At 63.0% G+C, this 26,022-nt stretch carries 23 protein-coding genes and 1 riboswitch; of the genes, 9 read left to right on the forward strand and 14 right to left on the reverse strand.

Annotated elements, in window-relative coordinates:
• Positions 1-5: 5 nt before the first annotated feature.
• The 5 genes from BDD21_RS09345 to BDD21_RS09365 all read right to left on the reverse strand — a co-directional run bounded on the left by BDD21_RS09345 (position 6) and on the right by BDD21_RS09365 (position 2,549).
• Positions 6-1,121, reverse strand: coding sequence for a flotillin family protein (locus BDD21_RS09345; RefSeq protein WP_120796944.1), 1,116 nt, complete (start codon positions 1,119-1,121; stop codon positions 6-8).
• Positions 1,118-1,465, reverse strand: coding sequence for a helix-turn-helix domain-containing protein (locus BDD21_RS09350; protein ID WP_120796945.1), 348 nt, complete (start codon positions 1,463-1,465; stop codon positions 1,118-1,120). The genes BDD21_RS09345 and BDD21_RS09350 overlap by 4 nt, the downstream gene beginning before the upstream one ends.
• Complete coding sequence (locus tag BDD21_RS09355; RefSeq protein WP_120796946.1) at positions 1,441-1,782, reverse strand: hypothetical protein; 342 nt, start codon at positions 1,780-1,782, stop codon at positions 1,441-1,443. The genes BDD21_RS09350 and BDD21_RS09355 overlap by 25 nt, the downstream gene beginning before the upstream one ends.
• A complete protein-coding gene (locus BDD21_RS09360) occupies positions 1,775-2,092 on the reverse strand; it encodes a hypothetical protein (RefSeq protein WP_211335016.1) in 318 nt (105 codons plus the stop codon). The genes BDD21_RS09355 and BDD21_RS09360 overlap by 8 nt, the downstream gene beginning before the upstream one ends.
• Positions 2,093-2,282: 190 nt before the next feature.
• Positions 2,283-2,549, reverse strand: a complete 267-nt coding sequence (locus tag BDD21_RS09365) for a hypothetical protein (RefSeq protein ID WP_120796948.1) — start codon at positions 2,547-2,549, stop codon at positions 2,283-2,285.
• A 115-nt stretch (positions 2,550-2,664) separates the two neighbouring features.
• Here BDD21_RS09365 and BDD21_RS09370 point away from each other — a divergent pair, with 115 nt between their 5' ends.
• A complete protein-coding gene (locus BDD21_RS09370) occupies positions 2,665-3,444 on the forward strand; it encodes a helix-turn-helix domain-containing protein (protein WP_120796949.1) in 780 nt (259 codons plus the stop codon).
• 200 nt (positions 3,445-3,644) lie between these two features.
• Positions 3,645-4,154, forward strand: coding sequence for a hypothetical protein (locus BDD21_RS09375; RefSeq protein ID WP_120796950.1), 510 nt, complete (start codon positions 3,645-3,647; stop codon positions 4,152-4,154).
• Between the two features lie 476 nt (positions 4,155-4,630).
• Here BDD21_RS09375 and hslV read toward each other — a convergent pair whose 3' ends face one another.
• Complete coding sequence (gene hslV / locus BDD21_RS09380) at positions 4,631-5,176, reverse strand: ATP-dependent protease subunit HslV (RefSeq protein ID WP_120796951.1); 546 nt, start codon at positions 5,174-5,176, stop codon at positions 4,631-4,633.
• A 396-nt stretch (positions 5,177-5,572) separates the two neighbouring features.
• On the opposite strand from hslV, the gene BDD21_RS09390 reads away from it, so the two are divergent.
• From BDD21_RS09390 to BDD21_RS09410, 5 genes are all read left to right on the forward strand, one after another.
• The gene (locus BDD21_RS09390; RefSeq protein WP_170164723.1) at positions 5,573-8,221 is read left to right on the forward strand and encodes a glycosyltransferase; all 2,649 of its coding nucleotides are present in this window, start codon (positions 5,573-5,575) and stop codon (positions 8,219-8,221) included.
• A 136-nt stretch (positions 8,222-8,357) separates the two neighbouring features.
• Complete coding sequence (locus BDD21_RS09395; protein ID WP_170164724.1) at positions 8,358-9,467, forward strand: DegT/DnrJ/EryC1/StrS family aminotransferase; 1,110 nt, start codon at positions 8,358-8,360, stop codon at positions 9,465-9,467.
• A 4-nt stretch (positions 9,468-9,471) separates the two neighbouring features.
• Entirely contained in the window at positions 9,472-10,440 is a 969-nt protein-coding gene (locus BDD21_RS09400; protein ID WP_120796955.1) for a glycosyltransferase family 2 protein, read from the forward strand.
• The gene (locus tag BDD21_RS09405; protein ID WP_120796956.1) at positions 10,433-11,407 is read left to right on the forward strand and encodes a WxcM-like domain-containing protein; all 975 of its coding nucleotides are present in this window, start codon (positions 10,433-10,435) and stop codon (positions 11,405-11,407) included. Before BDD21_RS09400 ends, BDD21_RS09405 begins: the two co-directional genes overlap by 8 nt.
• A gap of 142 nt (positions 11,408-11,549) precedes the next feature.
• Positions 11,550-11,960, forward strand: a complete 411-nt coding sequence (locus BDD21_RS09410) for a GtrA family protein (protein WP_120796957.1) — start codon at positions 11,550-11,552, stop codon at positions 11,958-11,960.
• Here the strand turns inward: BDD21_RS09410 and BDD21_RS09415 are convergent.
• The 8 genes from BDD21_RS09415 to BDD21_RS09450 all read right to left on the reverse strand — a co-directional run bounded on the left by BDD21_RS09415 (position 11,905) and on the right by BDD21_RS09450 (position 22,031).
• Complete coding sequence (locus tag BDD21_RS09415) at positions 11,905-13,422, reverse strand: hypothetical protein (protein WP_147431036.1); 1,518 nt, start codon at positions 13,420-13,422, stop codon at positions 11,905-11,907. The genes BDD21_RS09410 and BDD21_RS09415 overlap by 56 nt on opposite strands.
• 1,062 nt (positions 13,423-14,484) lie before the next feature.
• Positions 14,485-14,856 (reverse strand): diacylglycerol kinase, encoded by a 372-nt coding sequence (locus tag BDD21_RS09420; RefSeq protein ID WP_120796959.1) that lies wholly within the window; start codon positions 14,854-14,856, stop codon positions 14,485-14,487.
• Positions 14,853-16,322, reverse strand: coding sequence for an aminomethyl-transferring glycine dehydrogenase subunit GcvPB (gene gcvPB / locus BDD21_RS09425; RefSeq protein ID WP_120796960.1), 1,470 nt, complete (start codon positions 16,320-16,322; stop codon positions 14,853-14,855). Before gcvPB ends, BDD21_RS09420 begins: the two co-directional genes overlap by 4 nt.
• A gap of 51 nt (positions 16,323-16,373) precedes the next feature.
• The gene (tpx, locus tag BDD21_RS09430; protein WP_120799834.1) at positions 16,374-16,871 is read right to left on the reverse strand and encodes a thiol peroxidase; all 498 of its coding nucleotides are present in this window, start codon (positions 16,869-16,871) and stop codon (positions 16,374-16,376) included.
• 217 nt (positions 16,872-17,088) lie between these two features.
• Positions 17,089-18,489, reverse strand: a complete 1,401-nt coding sequence (gene gcvPA, locus BDD21_RS09435) for an aminomethyl-transferring glycine dehydrogenase subunit GcvPA (RefSeq protein WP_120796961.1) — start codon at positions 18,487-18,489, stop codon at positions 17,089-17,091.
• 209 nt (positions 18,490-18,698) lie between these two features.
• Entirely contained in the window at positions 18,699-19,091 is a 393-nt protein-coding gene (gcvH, locus tag BDD21_RS09440) for a glycine cleavage system protein GcvH (protein WP_120796962.1), read from the reverse strand.
• Between the two features lie 273 nt (positions 19,092-19,364).
• The gene (gene gcvT / locus BDD21_RS09445) at positions 19,365-20,456 is read right to left on the reverse strand and encodes a glycine cleavage system aminomethyltransferase GcvT (protein WP_120796963.1); all 1,092 of its coding nucleotides are present in this window, start codon (positions 20,454-20,456) and stop codon (positions 19,365-19,367) included.
• A 411-nt stretch (positions 20,457-20,867) separates the two neighbouring features.
• Positions 20,868-20,956, reverse strand: a riboswitch (glycine riboswitch).
• Between the two features lie 535 nt (positions 20,957-21,491).
• On the reverse strand, positions 21,492-22,031 hold the full coding sequence (locus tag BDD21_RS09450; RefSeq protein ID WP_120796964.1) for a zinc ribbon-containing protein: 540 nt from the start codon (positions 22,029-22,031) through the stop codon (positions 21,492-21,494).
• Between the two features lie 442 nt (positions 22,032-22,473).
• Here BDD21_RS09450 and leuS point away from each other — a divergent pair, with 442 nt between their 5' ends.
• Positions 22,474-25,134, forward strand: a complete 2,661-nt coding sequence (leuS, locus tag BDD21_RS09455) for a leucine--tRNA ligase (protein WP_120796965.1) — start codon at positions 22,474-22,476, stop codon at positions 25,132-25,134.
• An 83-nt stretch (positions 25,135-25,217) separates the two neighbouring features.
• On the forward strand, positions 25,218-25,718 hold the full coding sequence (locus BDD21_RS09460) for an LPS-assembly lipoprotein LptE (protein ID WP_245969494.1): 501 nt from the start codon (positions 25,218-25,220) through the stop codon (positions 25,716-25,718).
• The last annotated feature ends 304 nt before the right edge of the window (positions 25,719-26,022 follow it).

The following is a 26,022-nucleotide window of genomic DNA, read 5'->3' on the forward strand; positions in this document are numbered from 1 at the left end:
GGCCCTCAGCTCAGACCGGTATTTTCTGACTGGTCCGTGGTGGAGAGCACCTCCTCGAGAAACCGACTTCCGGAGCTACCCGGGGGCTCGCCCTCGGGATCTTGCATGAACGGCGCCTGCGCACTCAGCGCATCCTCCCGGGTACGCGGATGCATCTGCGCACGGATCGCCGCCGCCGCGCGGTCATACTCCGGCCACTCTTCGGGCTCAGGCGCCAAGTCGGTAGAGAAGTCTCCCGAGTAGACATCCACGATCATGCCGGCAATGCGCTCGGCTCTATTTGCGATCAGTCGAGCGACGTGGAACGCGTTCTGGCGAGATTCCGGGCCGCACGCCTCCAGACGCTCGGGGAGCAGGCGAGACAGCGCAGCGAGGGCCTGCTTTTCCTCCTCGAGAAACCGCAAGGGCTCATCGCCACCACCCGCGCCCTCGAGGCGCCGCTTGAGGTCGTCGATTTCCCGGTCGCGAGCCGTCACGCGCTCGCGCGCCCTTGCGGCGTCGTCACGCTCTTTCTCGGCTTTTGCGACGGCCTCGTCGCGCTCCCGCTCGACACGCCCCTTCTCCGTTGCATGCCGTGCGACCAAGGTTTCAACCAGGTCGGCGATCGCATCCTTGTCGCCGACGGCAACCTCGACTTGGTCGATCACCACGGTTCGCTCGGCATCCGGCAGCGCCAGGATCTGTCGAACGTGACGCCGAGCCAACCCGACGGATTGAATCGCGTCAAACGCCTCCGGTCCCAACTGATCCAGCATCGAAATGCGCTCGTCGAGAGCGCGCGCGCTGCAGCCAATCGCCCGACAGAAGCCCTCCCACGTGCCCGCGTTCACTGTGCGGCCGTCCGGGAGCGTGATGGGCGCACCCATCGCATGGCGGTAGGCTTTATCATCCTTCACGCGACGCAGGTCAGCCAGGAGACTCGCCTCAAACAACCTCGCGGACGCAGACTTGACCAGCATTTGATTGATGAGGCCGACGCACTCATCGCGCCCCATGGTGTATCTCGCGATTGCATGCTCATCCTCGGCGCGACGCAGGTCGCGAGCCTCGTTGAACTCAAGCTCGTTCTGCACCACCCGCATCTCGCGGGCATCCTGATCGATCGTGACGGGGTCGTTCATCGCAGATCCTCTCCGGTAACAGCCTGAAACTCATCCTCCAAGGCGCGCAGCCGGCGCAGCATGTGCCGCCGGTAGCTCTCGCTGATCAACGAGAGCTTGTCGCCCACTCGCCAAACCGCTTCCTTCGAGCCCGTAGCCGACGGCGCCTCGATCGCCCATCCGCGACCCGCCAGCGTGCGCACCACGCGACGCACCGCCAACGGGTCCAGCCCGGTCGCCGACGCCAGCTCGCGGACCGTGCGGCCGCGGAAGTCATGGGAGAACAGCGCCTCGAGGACCTCGAGCCCGTTGGCCAGCGTCTGCAGCTCGGCGGGCGCGGTCACGACGAGACCTTGGCCAGCCATCGACCCGTCGCCGAGGTGCTCAGTCCCTCGACATCGCCGAACCGCTTGCGCAGCTCCGCGGCGATGTCGGTAATCGTCAGATATCCATCCCCGTGCGCCAGCTCCAGCGCCGCCTCGGCGACCTCCGGGCGCATCTCGAAAAGGAATTTTCGTCCCCGGCGGCGCGCACGCGTCCGGCGGCGAGCGAGCATCTCGTCATCGATCGCGCCCGACAGGACGGCGATCTGCGCCTGTGCCAGCGTCCGGGCCGCGTTCGCCGGAGTCATGCCGGCCAGCGATGCGGCGATCCGCGCCGCGTCGGAATTCAGGTTACTCATCAGGACTCACCTCGAAATCAAGTTGCGGTTGGCTGTGCCGCTCGACGTTGCCGTGATGCCAAGCGACCGTCTGCATCAGCTCCAGAAGACGGCCCAGCGTGGCGGGGGCATCCGACCGTCCGCCGTAGAAACCCGCCAGCGCCTCGACCGCGGACGCAAACGACCCATGCAGCCCGGCGATGTCGTCGCCGTCGACGGCTCGACCCGTTGGCATGTCGATCAAAAGTTTGTGCGCCGATGCGGCGAGGTAGCTGGTGACGAACGTCGCGCCGCATGCGAGCTCGAACGGATGGATCAGGACCGCGGGCATGCGCCCGGACTCGAGCCACTTGTACAAAGTGAACCTGGAGGCCAGACCCATCGCATCGGCCACGCGGTCGACGCTCATGTTTCGCCGCTCCCGCGCATGCCCCAGACACAGCTCCATGGCGTGCCTGAGACTGGTCGGTTGGCGATTGCGAGTGCGCGACATGGCTAGGCCCAAAAAGACGGCGGCCGTGCTACTGGCCGGCCTGACCGGGTTCGGCCAGACTGTCGGTGTCGGACGGGACAACCACCAACGGCTCGACACCGGATGCCTGGATCAGCTCGCTCTTCAGCGCCTGCCCTTTCGGGCCGCGCCACGAACCGATCAGCGCCTGCCGCGCGTTGCAGGGCGCGATCCCGCGCTCCCGGCACCACCCGGACAGGGTTTGTTCGCGGCGGAGGAATCCGATCCGGACCTCCAAATAGAGGCGCTCGCCGACCGGAAAGATGGTCTTTGGCATACTGTGGTTCCTCGTTTAACCGAAAAGATATCGACGAGACTAATTTAAACCACAGTAACGAAGTTCGCAAGCCAGTACGTAGCTACGCAGGCGAAAAATTAGAGGTACGTCTCAGATGGACATCGAACAGATTCTGGATCGCGTCGCGCAGGCGGCGGATGCACCAACCGACTCGGCGATCGCCAGGGCGATCGGATTGACGCCGGGCGGGGTCAGAAACGCCAGGCGCCGAAAGACGATCCCGTACGAGAGCATCTGCTTGTTTGCCGAAGAGCGCGGGCTGTCACTCGACTACCTGCTGCTTGGAAAGAGCGGGCAGCCCCAAACCGGCATTGACATGGACATCTTTGACGAGGTCGTGACGGCCCTCGCGAGCGGCCGCAGCAGCGCCCAGAAACTCAGCGGGCGCGCCTTCGCCACGCACGCCGCCTTGCTCTATAACCTCATCGCCAAGTCGCCGAGAGGCAGCGACCCGGCCGTGCGCGGGTCGTTCATCGCCTTCGTACTTGCGCGGAAGAATGTCGACGCCCATAACGAGGCGGCCCACAACATCCGAAAGCAACTGAGCACTTACGAGGCGAGGCGCGAAGCCGTAAAGAAGTACCCAGGAGATGTTCTGGCGCTACAGAAGGACCAACAGAGCCTTGAAGAGCTGCTGTCCACAACGCTCCGAATGGCTCGACTCTACGAGCAGGTCGGCCTCGCACGGGCCGACGAGCTCATGACAGCGAGAGATCCGCAGGCGGCCACGACTCCGCTAGACGTTGCGCTGCAGGCGCTGGAGAGCGCGTGGGGCAGGCCGCTTCACGAGTTTGAGCGCGAAATCATTCAGATCGAATGGAGCGAGGGCATTCCTAGCGACGACCTGAGCCGCCTGGAGGCGCTTGGCGGATAACCAGAGCCGCACCAAAAGTCGCGCCGCGGCGCGACTTTTTTGCGAGCCGTTCGCGTAACCAATTGATCTATATAAATCAGACTCCGGGGAAAGTCGCGCCGCGGCGCGACTTTTTGAACCCGCTGCATCGGTCATGGCCTTGACTTTATCGTCACGTAACGAATAATTCAGCTACGATCGATTAAGCAGAACGAATCGCCATGAGCAAACCAGCGCCGAACAACAACGACACATCCTCCGCGACGGACACAGCGCTTGACAGCTACACCGCGCGCGTCGTGGAACTCATGAGCAACGACCGGCGCCGCGGGCGGCCGCCCACCGGCACGGCAAAGAGTAATGCGGAACGCCAGCGGCTCTATCGGGAGCGCCAGAAGGCGAAGCTCGCCGCAGCGCCGGCTATCCCGGCACGTGACGCGGAGGGCGAGGCGCGCGCCGAGGAGCTGAATCGCAAGCTGGCGGACGCCCTGGAGGAGGTCGCGCGGCTGAACAAGGAGAACGACGCCCTCGCCTACAAGGTCGATCGGCTCACCCGCGATCTGAAGGCCGGCGAGAACGAGAACACCCGCCTGCGCAAGCGGCAGGACGAGCTCGTCGCGGATCTGGAGCATCTGCGAAGCCGGGTAGCCCGCTGGAAGGCTCAAGACGGGAGCGAGACCACTGAGGAGCCGATCCGGCCGAAAGGGCGGAAGGGACAGAGGAAGGCATGATCGGACCCGGTCGACCGGGCGCCTATGCCGGATGGAGCGCCGAGCGTCCGCCCGGCCAACTTTGGGTAGAGCGATCGACGCCCGAAGAGGGTGCCGCGAGTGCGGATTGGGCTGGTCGCCAGCGCCCAACTCAGCGCCCGATGGGTTCACCGTCCGTGTGCAAAACTCAGGGCTTCCGCCACGCGCAACGGTCTTGCGTGTCTTAAATCGATACTCGTCGATTCTCTTGGGAAAACGTCGAAATTTCGAGTTTTCTCGCGTCGACCTGTTTTCTTATCTCAGGCGGGGACACTGTCCGTCGAGAGGGTCGCCCGGGCCGAGCGACCGGTTGGATGGAGGAGTGACCTCACGAGGCTGCGTTGCGGATCGCCGTCGACACGCGGTTAGGGTCGTCGACGCTGCGCGCGTCGATCGTCTTTGCGGTCATCGATACCGGTCTCCGGCAAGCGGCTCGGTCTAAGCCCGATGGCCAGGCTTCACCGGTCGGTGTTGAGTTCTTCAAGTACCAGATTGTGATTGGTATAGATGCAAATGTCCGCGGCGATGTTCAAGCCCTTCTCGACGATCTCGCGCGCGCAGAGTTCGGTGTTTTCGAGCAGAGCGCGAGCCGCAGCCTGAGCAAAGGACCCGCCGGACCCGATCGCCATGAGGTCGTTCTCGGGCTCCACCACGTCGCCCGTTCCGGAGATGATGAGCGAGGTCTGTGCATCGGCGATGCAGAGCAACGCCTCGAGCCGACGCAGCATGCGATCGGTCCGCCAGTCCTTCGCCAACTCGACGGCGGACCGGGTGAGGTGCCCCTGGTGCTTCTCCAGCTTGCCCTCGAAGCGCTCGAAGAGCGTGAAGGCGTCCGCCGTGGCGCCAGCGAACCCCGCAATCACCTGGCCTTTGAAAAGGCGGCGAACCTTGCGCGCGTTGCCCTTCATGACCGTCTGCCCGAGCGAGACCTGCCCGTCGCCGCCGATCACGACCTTGCCGCCGCGCCGAACCGAGAGAATCGTCGTACCGCGAAAACTTTCCATCGTGATGCTTCGCTGTTGTTCCGATACCGCTATTCTACGGCATCGGCGCGCGAAGCGATGCGCTTTGAGGCGGTGTTGCTGCATCGCAGGTCGACCGGCGGCCTCACGCGCCCGGCAGGCATGGATCACAAAAACGGCTCGTTCGCCGATCGCATCCGTCGGGTGGACAAGCGCAGCGCTGTCCACCGAGGCAGGCGCCGGCACTGGTGGACTGCGCTGCGCTTGTCCAACCTACTGGCCGGCTCATGAGCAAGGTTTGGTGCTGGCTTGTCACGATTTGGCATTTCCGGCATGCTCTTTAAGGAAATTTCCGACTTTTTTCAGTTCATTTACGACGGATTTATCATGCGAGTGTTGATTGTGACGCATGCCGCTTCTTTTCGGGCCGATCGAATCGTGTCGGGAAACGCGGTTCGAGCGCACTATTTCGGTAAAGGGCTTCTCCAGAACGGTATTGATGTCACCTTCGCCTATCCCAAGGATTTGGCTTCGGATGAAGAGCTAAATGAATCGGATGCCGCTTCGAGCGATCTTCGCTTCTTCGAGAGTCGCTCCGAACTCCATGAGCTGATCGGCGAGGTGAAGCCGCAAGCGATCCTGGTCGGCTATTGGGAGTTCTTGGAGCATTTCCCCGACGATTACGAGATCCCGCTGATCGCGGACATCATCGCACCGCGTATCCTCGAGGCGCTTTTTCAGGATCATCAGGACGTGAACCTGCACGCGAGCAAGATGCTTGCCTTGTATCGCAAAGCCAGTCGCTTTATCTGCGGCACCCAGCGGCAGCGTCAGTTTCTGATGCCCTGGCTCATTCTGGCCGGATTCGATTGCCGCTTCGGGGCGCCCATCGATATCATCCCGATCTCGACGGAGCCCCTGTTGCCGCGGCGTCGCGCAAATCCGACGGATCCCTGGGTCATCGTGACGGGCGGCGTGTCCTGGCCTTGGCGTATGAGCCAGCGTTATACGGATGCAATACGCGCGACGCTTGCCGAGGCAAGTGCGATGAATGGGCGTTTGTTTATGCTCTCGGGCGGCTATGTTCACGAAAGCGCAGCCGACTCCGAGAGTGCGGTCTCCGCGAATGAAGACAGGCAATACGACGCGACGCTCCAACATGTCGGTCTTTTGCCTTACGGTGACATGGAGCGGTTGTTCAGCGAGCAGTGCGATATCGGTATCGAGCTCTCCGACTACAACATCGAGCGGGATTTCAGCGCATCCTTCCGCTCCATCGAGTTTCTTCGGTGCGGGCTGCCCGTGATCTGCAACCACACGCTGGAGTTGGCCCGACAGGTCGACGACTATGACGCCGGCTGGGTCATCGAGGGTCCGCACGAACTGCCAGCGCTGCTCGAAACGATCTCGAACAATCCTCTCGATTACGATCGGAAATCCGCCAATGCCATTCGATTGGTCGAAGAGCGCTACCATTATCTCAAGACGATTGTCCCTTTGGTGGAATATCTTCGGGACCCGAAGGTACCGGAAAAGACCGATGATTGGTTCTTTCGTGGATCCGAGAAACTGGCGTTGGATCTTTATCACCAGGTCAGCGAGCTGGATCATCAACTGCGTATCCGCGACAAACAGATCGCCGATTTGCGCCGGGATGGGGAGAGTCTGAAGGCGCAATTGGAGGATGTCCTCGGGAGCGCAAGCTGGCGGCTCATTCAACCGGTCAGAAACGTCGCCCGGAAACTGGTGACCTTCAAAGGTTTGCTCCTCCGTGCCGTCGCGAGCGTCTATCGGCGCGGATGGAAGCGTCCCGGACCGCGCGAGGAGTTCGCGTTGGAGTCGGGTCGATATGCCCTGCGGGCGGCTGACTCGTCGCGGGACAGATGGTTTGATCGCAAGGGTCGCTATGTCGCGATCGTCAGTCGTGAGGATGTCTTTCCGACGAATCACGGCGCGGCGGTGAAGATCGAGCGAACCGCTTGGGGCCTCTCGCACTTCGTCGACGGGGTCTTTCTGATTACGGCTGACTGGGGCCGCTATTACGAGTTCAGAAACGGAAGTGCTACGGAGAAATATTTTCCGCTGCCGATCAGGCTCTCCGGGGTCTCCGGGATGGTGTTCAGAAAATGGCTGCTGCGAACGGGCATTCCGATCAATGAGGCCTACATCTACCAAGCGCTGTTTGATTGGGGTTATTTCGTTCGTCTCATGTATATCGCCTTGCGCTATCGCATCGTCCTGTACCAGGCGGAGTTTCCGGCCTACGCACAGGCGTGTGTCTGGGCGAAGCATCTTCTTCGCGGAAAGACCCTGTTGGTCGAGCACAACGTCGAGTGCGATCGGATCCAGACCCAATATCCGGAGGTATCGGCGCAGACCTACGAGTGGCTTCGCGATCAGGAGGTCACGCTTTGCAATCAGGTCGACAAGGTCATCGCGGTATCGCAGCCGGATCGGGATTTGCTCATCGGTTACGGCGTGGCTCCGGACAAGGTGCATGTGATTCCGCATGGCGTCGATCTCGGTGCGTTCGAGAAGAGCTATGCGTTCAGCTTGCGCGATACCTATGGGGTGCCCGCGGATACGCGGATCATTCTATACCACGGAATTTACAGTTACGCGCCGAATCTCGAATCTGTCCGTCTGCTCGCGACAGAGATCTTGCCGCGATTGAGGCTTCGGGGCTGGAAGGCAAAGGTGTTTGCCATCGGACCCGCGGCGCCTCTCGAAGCGATCGATCCGGATGTCGTCTTTACCGGTTCGGTCGATGAGCTCGCGCCTTATCTCAAGAGCGGGGATTTGGCCGTGGTTCCGTTGCAGCAAGGCGGCGGAACGCGGATGAAGATCTTGGAATATTTCGCCGCCTCGATACCGGTCGTGACCACCTCGAAAGGGGTCGAGGGGATCCCCGCCGAGAACGGTTCGCAGATCCTCATCGAAGATACCTTCGACGGTATGGCGAATGCGATCATTCGATTGTTCGAGCACCCCGAAGAGGGAACGGCGATGGCGCGGCGCGCGAAAGACATCGTCGAACGTTCGGATTGGAAATCGATTGCCGATCAGTATTTGAGCCTACTCGAATGAAGGTCTGGCAATCGGGCTATGTTATGCTTGCCGACTTGCCGGGCGGGTCGGTCCCACGGCAGTCTTGCAGGGCATTCGGCGGGTTGTGTGGCCGAATCGCGCCCTTGCTTTGTCGCTTATCCATAGGGCTTTGACCTTGATCAACATCAACGAACCCGCGCGCGAATACGAAGCCTTGTCCTCGGAGATCGAGGCCGCGGTCCTCGAAGCCTTACGGAGCGGGCGCTGGCTTTTCGGCAAGGCAACCGAAGCCTTCGTGCAGCGTTTTTCGGAGTCTGTCGGCGTCGAGCATGTGATCCCGGTCGCGAACGGGACCGATGCACTTGAGCTCGGGCTGCGCGCGGTCGGCGTCGGGCTCGGGGACGAGGTCGTCACGGTATCCAATGCGGGCGGGTACACCTCGATCGCTTGTCGGATCATCGGGGCCGTGCCTGTCTATGCCGACATCGTGCTTCCGGGTATGACGATCGATCCGGAGGACGTTTCCGCCCTGCTGTCGCCGAAGGTCAAGGCCGTCGTGGTGACGCATCTATACGGCAATCTGGGCGATGTCGATGGCGTGCGTCGCGTCCTCGCCGCGGCGGGACGCGAGGATGTCGCCATCGTCGAGGACTGCGCGCAAGCGCATGGTGTCGGCGATCCGGGGCGCAGAGGCGGCAGTCTCGGCGACCTTTCCACCTTCAGCTTCTATCCGTCCAAGAACCTCGGTGCGCTCGGCGACGCGGGTGCCGTGGTCACGGGGCGAGAGGATCTCGCGCGTCAGGTCCGGTTGCTTGCTCAATACGGTTGGGAAAGTCGGTACAGGAGTGTCGTGCCTTACGGGCGCAACAGCCGGATGGACGAGGTGCAGGCCGCCATCCTCACGATTAAACTCGGACATCTCGATGCCATCACCGCGTCGCGCCGCGCTGTCCTGTCGCGCTACCGGGCCGCATTGCCGTCGAGCTACCGACTCTGCGCGCTCGAAGGAGCGGCCTCGGTTGGACATCTCGCGGTGATCCTCTGTCCGGATCGTGCCGCCGCGGCGGATCATCTCAAGCGTCATGGGGTTCAGACGGATATCCATTATCCGACCCTGGACTGCGACCAGCCGGCTTGGCGGGATCTGCCGATGCGCACCGGCGATTTGGCGAGGAGTCGTGACGCGGTCGAGCGGATCCTGACGCTGCCCTGTTATCCCCATCTTTCAGAGTCCGAGTTGACGGTTGTTTGCGACGCACTCGCGTCGCTGCCCTCGGCGAGTTGAGCCCATGCCTCAGTCAATCGATCGCTCCATCATCATCCCGGTGTACCGGAACGAGGAGAACATTCCGGATCTTCTCCCGGTGCTCGGGCAGCTCACGCAGTCCCTGGCGGGTGTCACGGAGGTCGTTTTCGTCGTCGACGGATCACCCGACCGCTCCGGAGACAGGCTGCGGGCCGGTCTCGAAGGCTGTGCGTTTCCGGCGCGTGTGCTGTTTCACAGTCGCAACTTCGGGTCTTTCGCGGCCATCCGAACGGGGCTTGTCCATGCACGGGGCGCGCACTTCGCCGCTATGGCGGCTGATCTTCAGGAGCCGCCCGAGCTGATCCTGGATTTTTTCCGCACGCTCGAACGGGACGAGGCGGATGTGGTCTTCGGCCACCGCGCCGAGCGCAACGACAGTCGATCCTCGATGTTCTTGTCGAATCTGTTCTGGGGCTTTTATCGGCGCTTCGTGGTGCCCGATGTCCCGAGAGGCGGGGTGGATATCTTCGCCTGCAATCGCAAGGTCAGGGATGCGCTGCTGTCGATCGAGGAGAGCAACAGCTCGCTGGTGGCGCAGCTCTTTTGGGTCGGTTTCCGCCGCAAGTTCGCGAGCTACAGCCGGCGCGCTCGGGCGAAGGGAAAAAGTGCCTGGTCGTTCAAGCGTCGCTTCAATTACATGCTGGACAGCATCTTTTCCTACTCCGATCTGCCGGTCATGGTCTTGTTGTGGACGGGTATCCTCGGGATTGTCTTCTCCCTGCTTCTGTCTGTACTCATTCTGATCGCGAAGATGCTGGGATTCATCGAGGTTGCCGGTTACACCCCGGTGATGTTGACGATCCTCGTTATGGGGAGCATCACGCTTTTTTCGCAGGGCTTGATGGGATGCTATCTCTGGCGGACCTTGGAGAATACGAAGCATCGCCCCTTGAGCCTGATTTCCGATGAATGCGTGTTTCCCGGCCGAGAGACGAGTCAAGACGATGACTGAGCAAGCCTATTTCGTTCATCCTGCCGGGATCTGCGAAAGCAGCACGATCGGCACGGGAACCCGTATTTGGGCCTTTTCGCATGTCCTTCCGGGCGCGCAAATCGGCAGCGAGTGCAACATCTGCGATCACGTCTTCATCGAGAACGATGTCAGTCTCGGTGACCGTGTCACCATCAAAAGCGGCGTGCAGCTTTGGGACGGGATTCGGGTGGGCGACGATGTCTTCATCGGCCCGAATGCGACCTTTACCAACGATCGGTTTCCGCGGTCCAAACGCTATCCGGACAGCTTTGCGGTAACGACGCTCGAGGACGGCGCCTCGATCGGCGCGAATGCGACCATCCTGCCGGGCTTGACGATCGGGAAACGTGCCATGGTCGGTGCCGGTGCGGTCGTGACGCGGTCGGTTCCGCCGAACGCCGTCGTTGCCGGCAACCCGGCGCAGATCATCGGATATCAGTCGGCGTCAGAGACCAAGCGGGCGCGGCTCGGCACTCTATCCGTTCTGGAGACAAGCCGCCTTGCCGTCGACGGTCTGCCCGCGCTCGCGGTCAAGGGATGCAGCCTGGTGCAATTGCCGGTCTTCAATGACCTGCGCGGCGATCTGATGGTCGCCCAATTCGATCGGCATCTGCCGTTTTCACCGAAGCGCGTCTTCTTTGTCTACCATGTCCCGAACGATCACGTGCGCGGCGAGCACGCTCATCGCGAATGTGCGCAGTTTCTGGTCGCCCTCAACGGCGCTCTCTCGGTTGTGGTTGATGACGGCGTGGAACGACAGGAGATCCGACTCGATCACCCCGGCGTCGGTCTGCTCATCCCGCCGCTGGTCTGGGGAATCCAGTACCGCTTCTCCGCGGATGCGGTGCTTGGGGTATTCGCGTCGCATGACTATGAGTCGAACGAATACATCCGTGACTACGACGACTTTTTGCGTCTGGTGACCGTGTCTGGATCGCCGACATGACGCAGCAGCTTTCGGCACTGTTCATCATCCCGGCAGTAGGGTGGACGAGCGAGAGCGAAGTCCACCGAACCCAGCGCCGACGCTGGTGGACTGCGCTGCGCTTGTCCACCCTACGGCTGCGCTCGGCGACTTGGCCGGGTTTATGAGCAAGGTCCACCTTTTGGGCGGGCAGGGTCTAATCGGCGACGGTTTGCGGTTTGCCCTCGTCGGCGCTGGCAATACGGCTTTCACCCTTCTCGTTTTCCAGCTTCTGCTGTTTTGGCTATCGCCTCTGATCTCCTATTATCTCTCCTGGGCGATCGGGCTTGCGGTTCTGCTCGTCGCCTTTCCGCGGTATGTCTTCAAAGGCAGCTCCGCGACGGTCTGGCGTGCCGCATCGACGGTCGCTATCTATCTCGCAAGCCTCATGATCGGCGGTGTCCTCTTGAGCGAGTTGACGGCATTCGGAATCAATCCGCGTTTCGGGATCCTGATTGCGATCGGCTTCACGACCCTTTTTAATTTTGCAGCATCTCGGCTGGTGTATCGGTTGATTCGGCCGAATCCGGTTTAATCGGGTCCGCCGATTCGGGACTCTGCGCGAGCTGCTCCGTCAAGGCGCTCAAGTAGGCGGAGAAATCCAACCGATGGCTGTTCAGGATCTCGTCGCTCAGTGTCTTGGGGTCGAACGGCTCCCAGGCATCCTCGCCCCAATCGGGATTCTCGATGATGGTCTGTACCTTGCCCTGCTCGGCCAGGATCACGCTCATGGTCGGATAGGTCCAACCCCAGCTCATGTTGACAAGCTGGCGCTGAGACTCCGGGGGCAGCTCGGCGAGGGCTTGCTCGTGAGAAAGAAGACCGCGATGGTCGTCCAAAAGGCCGCGAAAGCTCGCGATGTAATGGCGCCATTCGTTTGTTGCGGCGACGTTCCAGCCGACCTGCCCGAGCGCCAGCGCAAGCATCACGCCTGCAACGAAACCGGATTGGATGTATGCCTTGGTTTGGGTCGCGCGTAGCGAGACAACCGCCATCAACAAGACCAGTGGGGGGATCAGGATCGGTCCGTAGCTTCTCGCATCGAACTGCAGTTTGGCGGACAGTGCCCGTTCGGCGATCAGCGGAGAGATGGCGGCGAGGATCGCGGCCAGAGCGATGACGATCCACAGAATCCGCTGGACCTTCACGAGTCCACGGCGTGTCGCATAGACCCCGACGAGTAGGATGAAGCCGGCGATCAGGCCGAGAATCGCGGGTGGATTGTAGTAGCCGTAGCTCCGGATGAACGCCAGCGATGTGATGGTGGAGAAATAGGACAGAGAGCGGCTTTCGTAGTATTCGGATTTCGGCATCAAGATAAACGACAGTACCACGGCCGTGACCGCGATGAGGAGTGCGGTCAGAGCGGCGAAATACAGGCGGTCTTTGGTGCTTTTCGAGCGAAGCAATCGGTAGAGTCCCGCCAAGGCAAGGAACGGCGCCATCAGAACGAAGGTCTCGTGGATGACGAAGATCGGTAGAACGAGTGCGAAGACGAGCAGGTTGGTAAAGAGCCCGGTCCGGAAAAACAAGATCGTAAAGAACAGCAGCCAAAAGTAGCTCCCGGCGAGCTGCGCCTCGCCGATTGCGGAGAAGGCGCCGGCCATGACGCCGGCGAGATAATAGAACACCGGGAAGATGAAGAGATGTTTGTACTCTTTCGGGAGCACGAAGTAGGAGAGTGCGATCAAGACGATCGGTGTCATCAACATCGTCAGACCGTGAATGCGGGCCAACACAACCAGGTCGTCGATGCCCAGTTTCACGGCAAGGATCGTGGCCCACTGATGCAGGAAATAGGATGCGTTGCGTGGTGTCTCCCAGAAGAGAAACTTCTCGCCGGTCGCCAGACTTAGGAGATGGAAGGCCCCATCGGCATGAAGGCCGCGTAATGCGTAAGCGCCGTAGGCGGCAGCGAGCGCGCACAGCAGCATTGAAAACAATAAGACGACAGATGTATAGGATCGGTTGGCCGACGGATTCTCGACTACGAACATGGTGACGGGTCCTTGTATTCCATCAAGACAGCAGCCTGCAGGCTGGTGAATGAGCGACAGCGACGCTCGGGTGCTCGGCGCGTATTGCGCATGACGGGCCTTGATCGTAACTCCGGCCATCGCGGCACGTGGCGCGGAGCGCCAGGGGCACGCGTGACACCGCAGAGCGGGTGTCACGAGCGACTGATGTTTTGGGTGGCACCGGGTGGCCGCGGGTGGTTACCCACCCGCGGCTCCCACAGATCCGGACGTGCGGGACTACCGCATCCGGCTCCTCGGTTGAGCGCTCGCTGCACGACAACTGTCGCACACCCGATGGACCATTCAGCCCATGTCGCGATCTCCTGTCGTTCTGTTCAGATGGTCAGGTGACTCGATGTTCACGCCATCGTCCCTTCAGAAGGTGTCTCAACCGATCGGCCGCTTCCCTCCCATGGGTCCGCTCGGGTGCGTTCCCCACGCTCAACGGTACTATCAGCCGACTCTGACTGCTCAGTCGCCATCGCGCCGCACTTCGTTGCCTTCGCTTGGCGCTACCTTGCCGTCGGTCCTGTTCGCTCCCGTCGGCCGGACCAGCGCCGTCGGGCCGGGGCGGCTTCTTACGCGGTGCCCGCGCCGCGTCTCGGGCAAGGAGCAACTGAGCGCTCCCAGGTTCCTGGACGACCCGTGCGTACATGCCCTGCTCTTAGACCCCGGCGGAGTCTCGACATCAGGCCGTTACGATGCCGAAACTGTTGCCTTCCGGTGTTCCGAATACGTCGGCTCCGCTGAACTCAGTAACGGGGCTCCATCACACGGCCTGCACGCCCCCTGTGTACGCTTCGCAGGCGGGATCGCTCCCGCACCACACAACACTCGGTTCCGGTGGATGGCCACTCCTTACCGGCTCGGGACTTGCACCCGGTGGGTCGCAAAAAGGAGTTTCCGATTGGCTTATCCGTTCGCTATCTTCCTCTCCTTCCAGGCTTTGCCTGGCGCAACGGTCTTACGAGCGAGGCCGCATGACGCATCCCACCGTACCAAACCGCGCCCGGTGCGGTATGCGTCATGTGTCGGCGCGGGTTAAAGGAGCTTCGGGATCAGAATCAGCCCCCAGACCACAACGGCAAACACGATACTCGAAAACACCGCAGCGGAGGCAATGTCCTTCGCACGTGCCGAGAGCTCGTTGCGCTCCATGCCGACACGGTCGACATTCGCCTCGATCGCCGAGTTCAGGAGTTCGACGATGGGGACCACGAGCAGGCTGCCGACGAGCAAGGCGCGCTCCACCGCGGAGTCGCCCAGCCATAGGCCCAGCGGGATGAGCGGAATCAGCAGGAAGACCTCCTGGCGGAATGCCTCCTCGAGCTCGAAACACGCCTTGAAGCCCTTCATCGAGTAGCCGAAGGCGTAAACGACACGCCGCCAGCCCTTGGATTTTCCTTTGGTCATGTGGATCCTTGCTGCTGCCCTTGAGGTTGCCAGGCCAGATCGAGCTGACGTGCGGCGCGCACGTCGTCGAGTCGGCGTACCGGCATGGTGTGGGGGGCGGTCTTCACCAACTCGGGATTGGTTTGCGCCTCCTCGCGAATCGCGATCATGGCCGCGACGAAGCCGTCGAGATCCTCCTTGCTCTCGCTCTCGGTCGGCTCGATCAGCAGACATTCGGGAACCAGCAGCGGGAAGTAGGTGGTCGGGGCGTGATAGCCATAGTCGAGCAGGCGCTTGGCGAAATCCATCGCATTGACGTCCAGCTCCTTCGCCTCGCGTCTGAGCGTGATGATGAACTCGTGGCTGGCGCGACGTTGCGGGTAGGCGGCATCGAAGCCGGCCGCCTTCAGTCGTGCCATTAGATAATTGGCGTTCAGGGTGGCGAACTCGGAGACGCGGCGCATCCCCTCGCGTCCCAGCAGCCGCGCGTAGATGTATGCACGCAGCAGGATGCCCATGTTGCCGCCGAATGCGGTGAGGCGCCCGATGCTCTCGGGGCGCTCATGCTCGGCGAGCCAACGGTACGCGTCCCCGTCGTAGGCGACCAGCGGGACCGGCAGGTAGGGCTCCAGGCGCGCCGAGACACCGACCGGTCCTGCACCCGGACCGCCCCCGCCGTGGGGCGTGGAGAAGGTCTTGTGCAGGTTCATGTGGATGACGTCGAAGCCCATGTCGCCCGGGCGCACCTTGCCGAGGATGGCGTTGAGATTGGCCCCGTCGTAATAGAGCAGCCCGCCGGCGGCATGGACGCGCGCGGCGATCGCCTGGATGTTGCGATCGAACACGCCGACCGTGCTCGGGTTGGTCAGCATGATGCCGGCGGTCTGAGGTCCGGCGGCCTGCTCGAGCGCGGCGAGGTCGACGTCGCCGTCGGGTCCGGTCGGGATCTCGCGGACCTTGAAACCGCACATGACCGCGGAGGCCGGGTTGGTGCCGTGCGCTGCGTCGGGGACCAGGATCTCGGTGCGGGCGAGATCGCCGCGGGCCAGATGGTAGGCGCGGATCATGGCCACACCCGCCAGCTCGCCTTGGGCACCGGCGGCGGGGGCCAGAGAGACCGCATGCATCCCGGTGACCTCTTTGAGCATCTCCTGCAGCTCGAAGAGACAGGCCATGAAGCCCTGGCTGTGGGACTCGGGCGCCAGCGGGTGCCGTGCCAGGAACCCGGGCAGCATCGCCAAGCTGTTGCAGGCCCGCGGGTTGTACTTCATCGTGCAGGAGCCCAACGGATAGAAATGGGTGTCGATCGAGAAGTTCTTCTGCGACAGCCGTGTGTAGTGACGCACCGCCTGAAGCTCCGAGACCTCCGGCAGGACGGGTCGGCTCCGACGACGCAGCGCCGCCGGAATGTCGGTCACCTCGGGCATGACGAGCGGTGCCTGCGCGGTGGCGCGGCGTCCGGGTCTGGAGCGGTCATGTATCAGCATGGCAGTCGGCTTCGGTGAGTGAATCGAGTCGGAACCGCAAAAGAACGCGCCTCAGAGTGCAGCCAAGGCCGCGTCGTAGTCGGGCTCTTGGGTGATGTCGGATACGAGCTGGGTGTAGACGACGGTGTTGTCGGCATCCAGGACCACGACGGCGCGCGCGGTGATACCGGCGAGCGGTCCGTCCTCGATGAGCACGCCGTAGTCTTTCGCGAAGCTGCGCGAGCGCATCATTGAGAGCGAGACGACGTTCTCGATCCCTTCGGCCCCGCAGAAGCGGCCCATCGCGAAGGGCAGGTCGGCCGAGATCACCAGGGCGACGGCGTCGGATTTGCCGGCCATCGCCGTGTTGAAGTGCTTGGTCGAGGTCGCGCAGACCGGCGTGTCCAAGCTGGGAACGATGTTGAGCAGCTTCTTCTTGCCGGCGAAATCGGCCAATGATTTGTCGCCGAGATCCTTGTCGACCAGCTTGAAGTCGGGTGCGGTGCTGCCGACGGCGGGCAGGTCGCCGGCGAGCTGGACGGGGTTGCCTTGCAGTGCTGTTTGAGCCATGAGTGTGTCCCGATCGTTGGTGGTTGGATGTTTCATCCGCGTCTGTCGGTCGACCTGGCGTAGCCCGACCTCCTGCGGTTGTCGTTGTCGTTGTCGTAATCGTAGTCGGATTCCGAACGACAACGACAACGAGTAGATCCTTTACCGGCATGTACCTTGTTTTTGACGCGTGACCTACGCGCGTTCGGCCCGACCGACAGGGTTGACGCAAGCGCCTCTAGAACTCGGGCGCCACCGGGCAGGATGCCTGCGTACGGGTGGCGATGATACGCCCCAGCTTGCTTGCGTAGGACTGCATTTCTTCCTCCGTTCTCAGCTCGGTCGCGCAGACCAGGACCGCTGGATCGAGCTCGGGATATTCCGTACCGAGATCGAATCCGCCCAGGACATTGTGCGCGGCCAGCGGGCGCAGAACGTCCGCCGCGGGCCCCGGCAGCCTCAGCGCCTGCTCGTGAAAGACCGGACGATCGAACAAAGGCTCCACACCCGGCACCTCGCACAGCAGTTGCGTCAGGCGTCCGGTATTGGCATGACAAGCCGCGGCGACACGCTCCAACCCCTCGGCGCCCAAGAGCGTCATGTGGATGGTCGCGGCGGTGACCAGCAACCCTTGATTGGTGCAGATGTTGGAGGTCGCCTTGTTGCGCCGGATGTGTTGCTCGCGGGCCTGGAGGGTCAGGGTGAAGCCCGGCTTGCCGTCCAGATCGAGCGTACGGCCGACGATGCGCCCGGGCAGTTGACGGACGAATTCCTGACGACAGCAGAGGAACCCGGCATAGGGTCCGCCGGAGGCGAGCGGCATACCCAAGGGTTGGGCTTCTCCGCAGGCGATATCGGCGCCCGTGTTGCCCCAGTCGCCAGGCGGGGAGAGCAGGGCGAGCGCGACCGGGTTGACGACCCCGATGACCAGGGCGTCGCGGGCATGGGCCCAGTCGGTCAGGGCGTCGACGTCTTCGAGCACGCCGAAAAAGTTGGGCTGATTGACCACCAGCGCGGCGTAGGGGCCTTGCTCCGCCAGCGCATCCAGGGCCTCGATCGCGGTGTGTCCGCCACGCGGGTCGAAGGGCACCTCGACCAACTCGATCCCCTGTGTGGAAACGATGCTCTGCAGCGTGCGCCGATAGGCCGGATGCAGAGATCGCGGCACGAGAACCTTCTCGGACTTGACCTTGCGGTTCGCGCGCACGGCCATTAAGACCGCCTCGGCCAGGCCCGAGGCGCCGTCGTAGAGCGACGCATTGGAGACGTCCAGCCCGGTCAGGGCGACCATCATGGACTGGAACTCGTAGAGCAGCTGCAGGGTGCCCTGGCTGGCCTCCGCCTGATAGGGCGTGTAGGCGCTGTAGAACTCCCCGCGGGTGGCGATCTGCCAGACGGCGGCCGGGATATGGTGATCATAGGCACCGGCGCCGATGAAGCAGAGCGGCTGGCCGTCGGCGCGCGCACGCGACTGCATGAGTCGGCCGATGTCCATCTCGGCCATGCCGGTGGGGATTGCGGCCAGCTCCCCGATCTGAAGCTCGGCCGGGATCTCGTCGAAGAGATCGTCGATGGAGGCGACGCCGACGGTGTCGAGCATCGCGGCGATGTCGTCCGGGGTGTGGGGTACAAAGGGCATAGCTCAGGGTCCCGGCTGAACCGCGTCTGGTGCGGTTCGCGTTGTTCGAGTATCGGATCGGCCGCGCACTCATTCACAAGCCTCGCAGCGGACGCGGTTCAGACAATTAAAATCTTCTAAACACTAAACCGCGTCACCTGCGGGCGTTTGTGGCGCCTGCTCGGCTCGACCACATGAGTGCACTGCATGTCCTACCGGACGCGGTTTACTTAGGTCTCGTCCTCGACGACCTGCTGATAGGTGGACGCGTCCAGCAGACCGGCGAGCGCCGTCATGTCGTTCGGGGCGAGGCGGAAGATCCAGCCTTCGTCGTAGGGGCTGTTGTTGATTGCCTCCGGACTGTCGTTCAGGAGCGCGTTCGACTCGATGACCTCGCCGGCGAGGGGGGAATAGATGTCGGAGGCGGCCTTGACCGACTCGACCACGGCGCAGGCTTCCTCGGCGTCGACCTCGCGCCCTTGATCCGGGATCTCCACGAAGACGATGTCGCCGAGCGCCTCTTGGGCGTGATCGGTAATGCCGACGGTGACGGTGCCGTCGCCGTTGTCTCTGATCCACTCGTGGCTTTTGGTGTATCTCAGGTCAGTAGGTGCGTCGCTCATGGTTCTCTCCGATCAATCGACGGGTTGTCTGTGCGCTCTTCGCGCCGTTGCGATTTAAACCGCTTAAACCGCGCTCGGAGCGGTATGCGTTGTTCTTGGATGGGACCGACCTCGGCAGATTTGGCGGCCGCTGGAGTTGGCGCGGTTTAAGAGATTAGAACTATTCAACTTTAAACCGCGTCTCCGCTCAGGGGCGTGGAATCACCATCACGTCGAGCTCACTCGAAAATTTGGCCTCTCGCGCTAGACGCAGTTTCAACCTGACCATACGGGTCAGAGGTCGACCAAGATCCGGCCGTGTCGGACGAACGGCGGTTTGACGATGCGCGCGTTGACGGGTTTGCCGCGGATGTCGACCGCGCAGTCATCGGGTGTGCCGGCCTCAACCCGCGCGAACGCGATCGAGCGCTCCAGGGTCGGCGAAAAGCCGCCCGAGGTGACTTCACCGACCACCCGGCCGTCCGCGAGGACGCTCTGATGTGGGCGCAGCACGCCGCGGCCGGTCAAGAGCAGACCGACGAAGTCGCGTCGCTCGAGATGATCGCGCCGAGCGGTCAGTGCCTCGCGGCCGACGAAGTCGCGCTCATCGGGGTGCCAGGCGATGGTCCAGCCAAGGCCGGCGTCGAGCGGGCCGATCGTCTCGTCCATATCCTGGCCGTAGAGGTTCATGCCGGCCTCCAGACGCAGCGTATCCCGAGCGCCGAGGCCGCAGGGTCGCACCTCCGCCGCGAGGAGCGCGCGCCAGAGTGTCACGGCATCCGCGCTCGGCAGCATGATCTCAAAGCCGTCCTCTCCGGTGTAACCGGTGCGTCCGACAAACCAGTGCGCGTCCTCGGCGGCGAAGAAGGGCTCGACCTGCATCGCCGAGACGCGCAGTCCGTCGGGCAAAAGCGGCTCGATGCGGGCACGCGCATCCGGTCCCTGCACGGCGATCATGGCGAGGTCGTCGCGACTTTGAATGTTCAGCTGCCGGCCCTCGGCCTGTGCCTGCATCCAGGCGATATCCTTCTCGGCGGTGCCGGCGTTGACCACCGCGCGGTAACGCTCGGGTCCGCGAAAATAGAGGATGAGGTCGTCGACCACGCCGCCCTGCGGGTTGAGCATGCAGGTGTAGAGCGCCTTGCCCGGTGCGGTCAGCTTGGCCGCATCGTTGGCGAGCAGATGGCGCAAGAAGGGCAGGGCATCCGGGCCTTCGATATCGACCGGGCGCATGTGGGAGACGTCGAACATCCCGGCGGCACGGCGTACCGCGTGATGCTCCTCGATCTGCGAGCCGTAGTGCAGCGGCATGTCCCAGCCGCCGAAGGGCACGATCCGGGCGCCGAGACGCTCGTGCTCCGAAAACAGGGGGGTGCGCAATCCCATCCGACTCTCCGTTCGCCTGGTGGCTCGCCCGACGGGCTGGCCTGTTGAGTCGTCACCGCTCGCGAGGCGTCGACAAGGGTCAATATCGGGCGCAGGTACGCACGATACCAAAGGGCGGAGGAAACGGGTGATGCGCGAAGGCCGCGTGCGGGTCGACTGTCCGATACAGGACGGCGAGCTGGAATGCGAATGCGCTCAAGGGCGCGACCCCGGATTCGGGGACGACGGAGCAGGCGCGCGGCGCGTTCCAGGCTCGTGCAGACACGATCCTTCGGGATCCACCCGGATCCTCGTCACCGCCCCTCTGTCCCAGACCTGAGAGTTTGCAGACGGCCGAACACGTCGGTCGCTGCTGCCCCTTCGGTGGGTCCCGACTGTCTGTGCAGTCCGGACCGCTCTCCAGAGTCGGTCGTTATTCCCGCGGTCCTTTTGCCTGAGCGATTCCGGGCAGTGTTGCGCCTTCGGCGCCGGCCGAGGCCGGACTCTCCCGCGGGACTTGACGCGAAACGAGACTATAAGCGCGGTGCGGTCGGATTTCCAGACGTGGCGGTTGCGGTCGTAAACCGCGCCCGGTGCGGTATGCGGCCTTTGTTGGATTGGATTGGTCGCGCCAGCTCCGACAACCCTCGGAGCTGGCGCGGTTTAAGGTGAGTCCCGGGAAAGGATCTACCGGAAGAGGCGCAACCAGGAAAAGTGGTCGAAGGCTCTACTCGTTGTCGTAATCAGATTCCGGGCGAACACGACAACGACAACGACAACGACAACGAGGCTTTGGTCATCCTCTCGTCCATGCCTCTTTTGTTCCCCAACCGGACGCAAGACTTCGGCCCCACACCCGGGTACGCCGACTTCAGTCGGCCCCCGGGGAGGCGGACTTCAGTCCGCCGTGCGGGCATGCTCGGGGGCCGACTGAAGTCGGCGTACCCGGGCGGTCGCGGTCGGCGACCTGGACACTGCCGAAGCGCAGCGTACCCAACCCGCGTCGGCATCACGGGGAGCAGTTGGGCACGCTACGGTTTGCCCAACCTACGGACTTCAACGCTTGTCGCGAGGCTCATCGCTGCGGCGGCGGAAGCTCATGCCGCCGCAGTCCGCGCAGGGCGGGATGCGCCCGGCCTTGACGAAATGGGTCTCGGCGCCGCAGCGGTCGCACACCAGGGTGCCGGGGCCGGTGACCTCTCCGGCCTGGTAGAGGCTCATCTGGCGCGCAACCTCGGCCCATTGGGCCAGTTGCAGGCTGGTCTGGTCGGCGACCTTGGTAAAGGCGTCCATCATGCGCTGCTCGATCAACTGCAGGTCGAAACGCCACCAATCGCGGATGTCCTGGCCGGTCTCGGCGATATAGTTGGCCGCATCCTCGATGTCGCGCTTGATGTAGTCTGAGACCTTGTCGGCCTCTTCGCGGGTCAGCTCGCCGAGCTCGACCATGTTGTCGCGCGCCTTTTCGAGGATCTCGCGGAACTTGGGTGCCGATTCTTCCCGGGTCTTTTCGATGGTCTCGTGGGTTTCGTTGAGCATCCGCTCGTAGGCATCCACCAGTTTGTCCGTCGTCGAGCCTTTGTCTTCTTCGTTCATCATCCTCTCCGGTGGGTAGAGCGCGGGGCAGCGCTTGCCGCTGCGTCAGCGCCTGACGCGTGGATTCCGAGACCGTCCATGATCATCTCCGTTGTCGTTGTCGTTGTCGTAATCGTAATCCTAATCGATGGTCGACAACGACAACGACAACGACAACGAACGGTTTCGACACATCTGCCGTGTTGCATGAGGTTAAAGTGTGCAGTATGGCCGCGATTTCGCAAGGCCCCGGTGCATCTCGAAATGCCTCTCACGGAGAAACGGAGCATACGCAGGAAAAATCTCGGAATCTCCGTGTCTCCGTGTCTCCGTGTCTCCGTGAGAGATTCTGCAACTGATCGGTGCTGAACCCCCCGATGTGTCCCAAGTCGCCGCGGATCCGTCCGCTGCGGTATCCTAACGCCCATCGCCGTCACCCCCCTTGCCGGAAGACCGAACATCCATGCAGACCGACTACGACCCGCAGGCCGTCGAGGCCGCGGCCCAGCGCTATTGGGAAGATCATCAGTCCTTCAAGGCCGTCGAGGACCGCTCGCGCGAGAAATTCTACTGCCTCTCGATGTTCCCCTATCCCTCCGGGCGGCTGCACATGGGGCATGTGCGCAACTACACCATCGGCGACGTGATCGCCCGCCATCAGCGCATGCTCGGCAAGAACGTGCTCCAGCCGATGGGGTGGGACGCCTTCGGTCTGCCGGCCGAGAACGCGGCCATCCAGAAGGGCATCCCGCCCTCGGAATGGACCAAGTCGAATATCGACTACATGCGCACCCAGCTCAAGCATCTCGGCTTCGGCTATGACTGGGACCGCGAGCTTGCGACCTGTAATCCGGACTATTACCGCTGGGAGCAATGGCTCTTCACGCGCCTGATGGAGAAGGGGCTGGTCTATCGCTCGCAGGCGACGGTCAACTGGGACCCGATCGACCGGACGGTGCTCGCCAACGAGCAAGTCATCGACGGCAAGGGGTGGCGCTCCGGCGCGCCCGTGGAGAAGCGCGAGATTCAGCAATGGTTCGTGCGCATCACCGACTATGCCCAGGAGCTGCTCGACGCGCTCGACGGCCTGGACGGCTGGCCCGAGCAGGTGCGCACCATGCAGCGCAACTGGATCGGGCGCTCCGAGGGTGTCGAGATGCGCTTCGGGATCGAGGGATCGGACGAGACGCTGGAGATCTACACGACCCGTCCGGATACCCTCATGGGCGTGACCTATGTCGCCGTCGCCGCCGAGCATCCGCTCGCGCGACGTGCCGCCGAGGATCAGCCTGCACTCGCGGCCTTTATCGATGAGTGCCGCAAGGGCGGGACCTCCGAGGCCGAGATCGAGACGATGGAGAAGAAGGGCCATCCGCTCGGCCTGAACGCACTGCATCCGGTGACCGGCGAGGCGGTGCCGATCTTTGCCGCGAATTTCGTGCTGATGGGTTACGGGACGGGTGCGGTGATGGCGGTCCCGGCGCACGACGAGCGCGATTTTCATTTTGCGCATAAATACGGCATCCCGATCCGGCCGGTGATTGTGCCCGAGGATTGGAAAGATCTCGCGCTGGAGGTGACGTCAGCTGCCGGAACACCCGCGGAAAGCTGCCCGGTCGTCGCGGTGCCCGGAGACGCGTCCCGAGTCCCCCTGGACTGGTCGCACTGGGACGAACGATTCGAGCAGAAAGGCGTCCTGATTAACTCCGGCCCTTTCTCGACATTGACCAGTAGCGATGCCTTCGAATCCATCGCGACCTGGCTGACGGAGCACGAAAAGGGCCGCAAACGCGTGAACTTCAGGCTTCGCGACTGGGGCGTCTCGCGCCAACGCTATTGGGGCTGCCCCATCCCGGTGGTCAACGGCCCAGACGGCGGTCTGCGCCCCGAGACCGACCTGCCGGTGCGCCTGCCCGAGAACGTCGTCGTCGACGGCTCCGGCTCGCCGCTGAAAAAGATGCCGTCCTTCTCGGATCTCCCCGGCGGCGAGACCCGCGAGACCGACACCTTCGATACCTTCTTCGAATCGAGCTGGTACTACGCCCGCTACTGCTCGGCCGATTGCGACACCGCCATGCTCGACGAGCGGGCACGCTACTGGCTACCGGTCGATCAGTATGTCGGCGGGATCGAGCACGCCATCCTGCATCTTCTTTACGCGCGCTTCTTCCACAAGCTGATGCGCGACGAGGGTCTGGTCGACTGCGACGAGCCCTTTGCTCGCTTGTTGACGCAAGGGATGGTGGTCGCCGAGACCTGGTACCGCGAGGACGCGGACGGGCGCAAGCAGTGGATCAATCCGGCCGAGGTGCAGACCGAGCGCGACGAGAAGGGTCGCTTGGTTCGCGCCTGGCTCGCGGCCGATGGTCTGCCGGTCACCTTCGGCGGCATCGAGAAGATGTCGAAATCCAAGAACAACGGCGTCGACCCGCAGGTCCTGACCGAGCGCTACGGCGCCGATACGGTGCGGCTCTACACCATGTTTACCTCGCCGCCCGAGCAGTCGCTCGAATGGAACGACGAGGGTGTGGAGGGTGCCTTCCGTTTCCTCAAGCGGCTCTGGTGGCTGGCGACGACCGAGGCGGAGACCATCCGCGGCGCGGGCGATCCGGCGGCGAGCGATCTGGACGAGGCCGCCGGTGATGCCAGGCGCGAGATCCACAACGTGCTCAAAAAGGCGCGCTTCGACTACGAGCGCCAGCAGTTCAATACCGTCGTCTCCGGCTGCATGACCCTGGTCAACGTGCTCTACAAGCTCGACCCGGACTCCCCCGCCCGCGGCACCATTTTGCGGGAAGGTCTGGCGATCGTGCTGCGTCTCCTCGCGCCGATCGCGCCTCACGTGACCCATCATCTGTGGCGCGAGCTGGGGTTCGGCGAGGACATCCTGGGCTCGACCTGGCCCGAGGTCGACGCCGCGGCACTCGTGCAGTCGATGATCGACTATGTGGTCCAGGTCAACGGCAAGCTGCGCGATAGCGTCAAGGTCCCTGCCGACGCCGATCGTGCGACCATCGAGTCCGCCGCGTTGGCGAGCGAGAACGCGCGCCGCTTCATCGGCGAGGCGAGCGTGCGCAAGGTCATCGTGGTTCCGAACAAGCTCGTCAACATCGTCGCCAACTGATGCCGATGCCCGCCGGACGATCCGAGATGCGCGTTCAAGCCCCGGCCGGTGGGTGGCGTGGTCGCCCGTCGCGCGCTTGCTCCATGGCGTCGGGCCGAACCGCCGTTCTCCTCATCCTGGGTCTGCTCTGTCTGGCTCAGCTCGGCTGCGGTTTTCGCTTGCGGGGTGTCGTGGAGATCCCGGCCGAGCTCAGTCCGATCTACATCCAGGCCGCCGGCAACTCGCCGGTACGCGAAGCCCTCGTCGATCAGCTTGCGGGCAGCGACGTCACCCTGGCGGAAACGGCGCGCGAGGCGAAGTTGATCCTGCGCATCCTCTCGGAGAGTCGGTATTCGCAAGTGGTTGCCGTCGACTCGGGCGGTCGCGTCCTGGCCTACGAGCTGCACTATCTGGTGAGCTACGATGCCGTCACGCCCGACGGCACTCAGAAGGTGCCGGGGCAGTCGCTCGATCTGGTGCGCAACTTCGACAACCCGGACGTGGAGGTCCTGGGTAAACAGCTCGAAGAGGCACTGATCTATCAGGATTTCGCACGCGACGCCGCGGATCGCATCCTGATGCGTCTGCGCGTGACGCTGATCTGACCGTCGGCCCAAGTTGTGCTTCTTAACGTCAGCACAACCTACAGGCTAGGACCTCTCACGGAGACACGGAGAGCACGGAGAATTCGAGATCTTTGCTTCGTGCACTCCGTGTCTCCGTGTCTCCGTGAGAGACATCTCAAGCTGGAATCAGGGCCGACCCCCGAACCCCGAACCCCGAACCCCGAACCCCGAACCCCGAACCCCGAACCCCGAACCCCGAACCCCGAACCCCGAACCCCGAACCCCGACCCCCGACCCCCGAACCCCCGAACCCCGACCCTGAACCCCGAACCCCGAACCCCGA

Source organism: Thiocapsa rosea (assembly GCF_003634315.1).
Lineage (GTDB): Bacteria > Pseudomonadota > Gammaproteobacteria > Chromatiales > Chromatiaceae > Thiocapsa > Thiocapsa rosea.

Coding starts and splice junctions, on each gene's coding strand:
- gcvH (WP_120796962.1), bottom strand. CDS start 19,091: ATGAGCGACGCACCTACTGACCTGAGATACACCAAAAGCCACGAGTGG.
- BDD21_RS09420 (WP_120796959.1), bottom strand. CDS start 14,856: ATGACCAAAGGAAAATCCAAGGGCTGGCGGCGTGTCGTTTACGCCTTC.
- gcvT (WP_120796963.1), bottom strand. CDS start 20,456: ATGGGATTGCGCACCCCCCTGTTTTCGGAGCACGAGCGTCTCGGCGCC.
- hslV (WP_120796951.1), bottom strand. CDS start 5,176: ATGGAAAGTTTTCGCGGTACGACGATTCTCTCGGTTCGGCGCGGCGGC.
- gcvPA (WP_120796961.1), bottom strand. CDS start 18,489: ATGCCCTTTGTACCCCACACCCCGGACGACATCGCCGCGATGCTCGAC.
- BDD21_RS09415 (WP_147431036.1), bottom strand. CDS start 13,422: ATGTTCGTAGTCGAGAATCCGTCGGCCAACCGATCCTATACATCTGTC.
- BDD21_RS09370 (WP_120796949.1), top strand. CDS start 2,665: ATGGACATCGAACAGATTCTGGATCGCGTCGCGCAGGCGGCGGATGCA.
- BDD21_RS09365 (WP_120796948.1), bottom strand. CDS start 2,549: ATGCCAAAGACCATCTTTCCGGTCGGCGAGCGCCTCTATTTGGAGGTC.
- BDD21_RS09460 (WP_245969494.1), top strand. CDS start 25,218: ATGGCGTCGGGCCGAACCGCCGTTCTCCTCATCCTGGGTCTGCTCTGT.
- BDD21_RS09355 (WP_120796946.1), bottom strand. CDS start 1,782: ATGAGTAACCTGAATTCCGACGCGGCGCGGATCGCCGCATCGCTGGCC.
- leuS (WP_120796965.1), top strand. CDS start 22,474: ATGCAGACCGACTACGACCCGCAGGCCGTCGAGGCCGCGGCCCAGCGC.
- BDD21_RS09375 (WP_120796950.1), top strand. CDS start 3,645: ATGAGCAAACCAGCGCCGAACAACAACGACACATCCTCCGCGACGGAC.
- BDD21_RS09405 (WP_120796956.1), top strand. CDS start 10,433: ATGACTGAGCAAGCCTATTTCGTTCATCCTGCCGGGATCTGCGAAAGC.
- BDD21_RS09360 (WP_211335016.1), bottom strand. CDS start 2,092: ATGCCCGCGGTCCTGATCCATCCGTTCGAGCTCGCATGCGGCGCGACG.
- BDD21_RS09400 (WP_120796955.1), top strand. CDS start 9,472: ATGCCTCAGTCAATCGATCGCTCCATCATCATCCCGGTGTACCGGAAC.
- BDD21_RS09450 (WP_120796964.1), bottom strand. CDS start 22,031: ATGAACGAAGAAGACAAAGGCTCGACGACGGACAAACTGGTGGATGCC.
- tpx (WP_120799834.1), bottom strand. CDS start 16,871: ATGGCTCAAACAGCACTGCAAGGCAACCCCGTCCAGCTCGCCGGCGAC.
- BDD21_RS09410 (WP_120796957.1), top strand. CDS start 11,550: ATGAGCAAGGTCCACCTTTTGGGCGGGCAGGGTCTAATCGGCGACGGT.
- BDD21_RS09345 (WP_120796944.1), bottom strand. CDS start 1,121: ATGAACGACCCCGTCACGATCGATCAGGATGCCCGCGAGATGCGGGTG.
- BDD21_RS09350 (WP_120796945.1), bottom strand. CDS start 1,465: ATGGCTGGCCAAGGTCTCGTCGTGACCGCGCCCGCCGAGCTGCAGACG.
- gcvPB (WP_120796960.1), bottom strand. CDS start 16,322: ATGCTGATACATGACCGCTCCAGACCCGGACGCCGCGCCACCGCGCAG.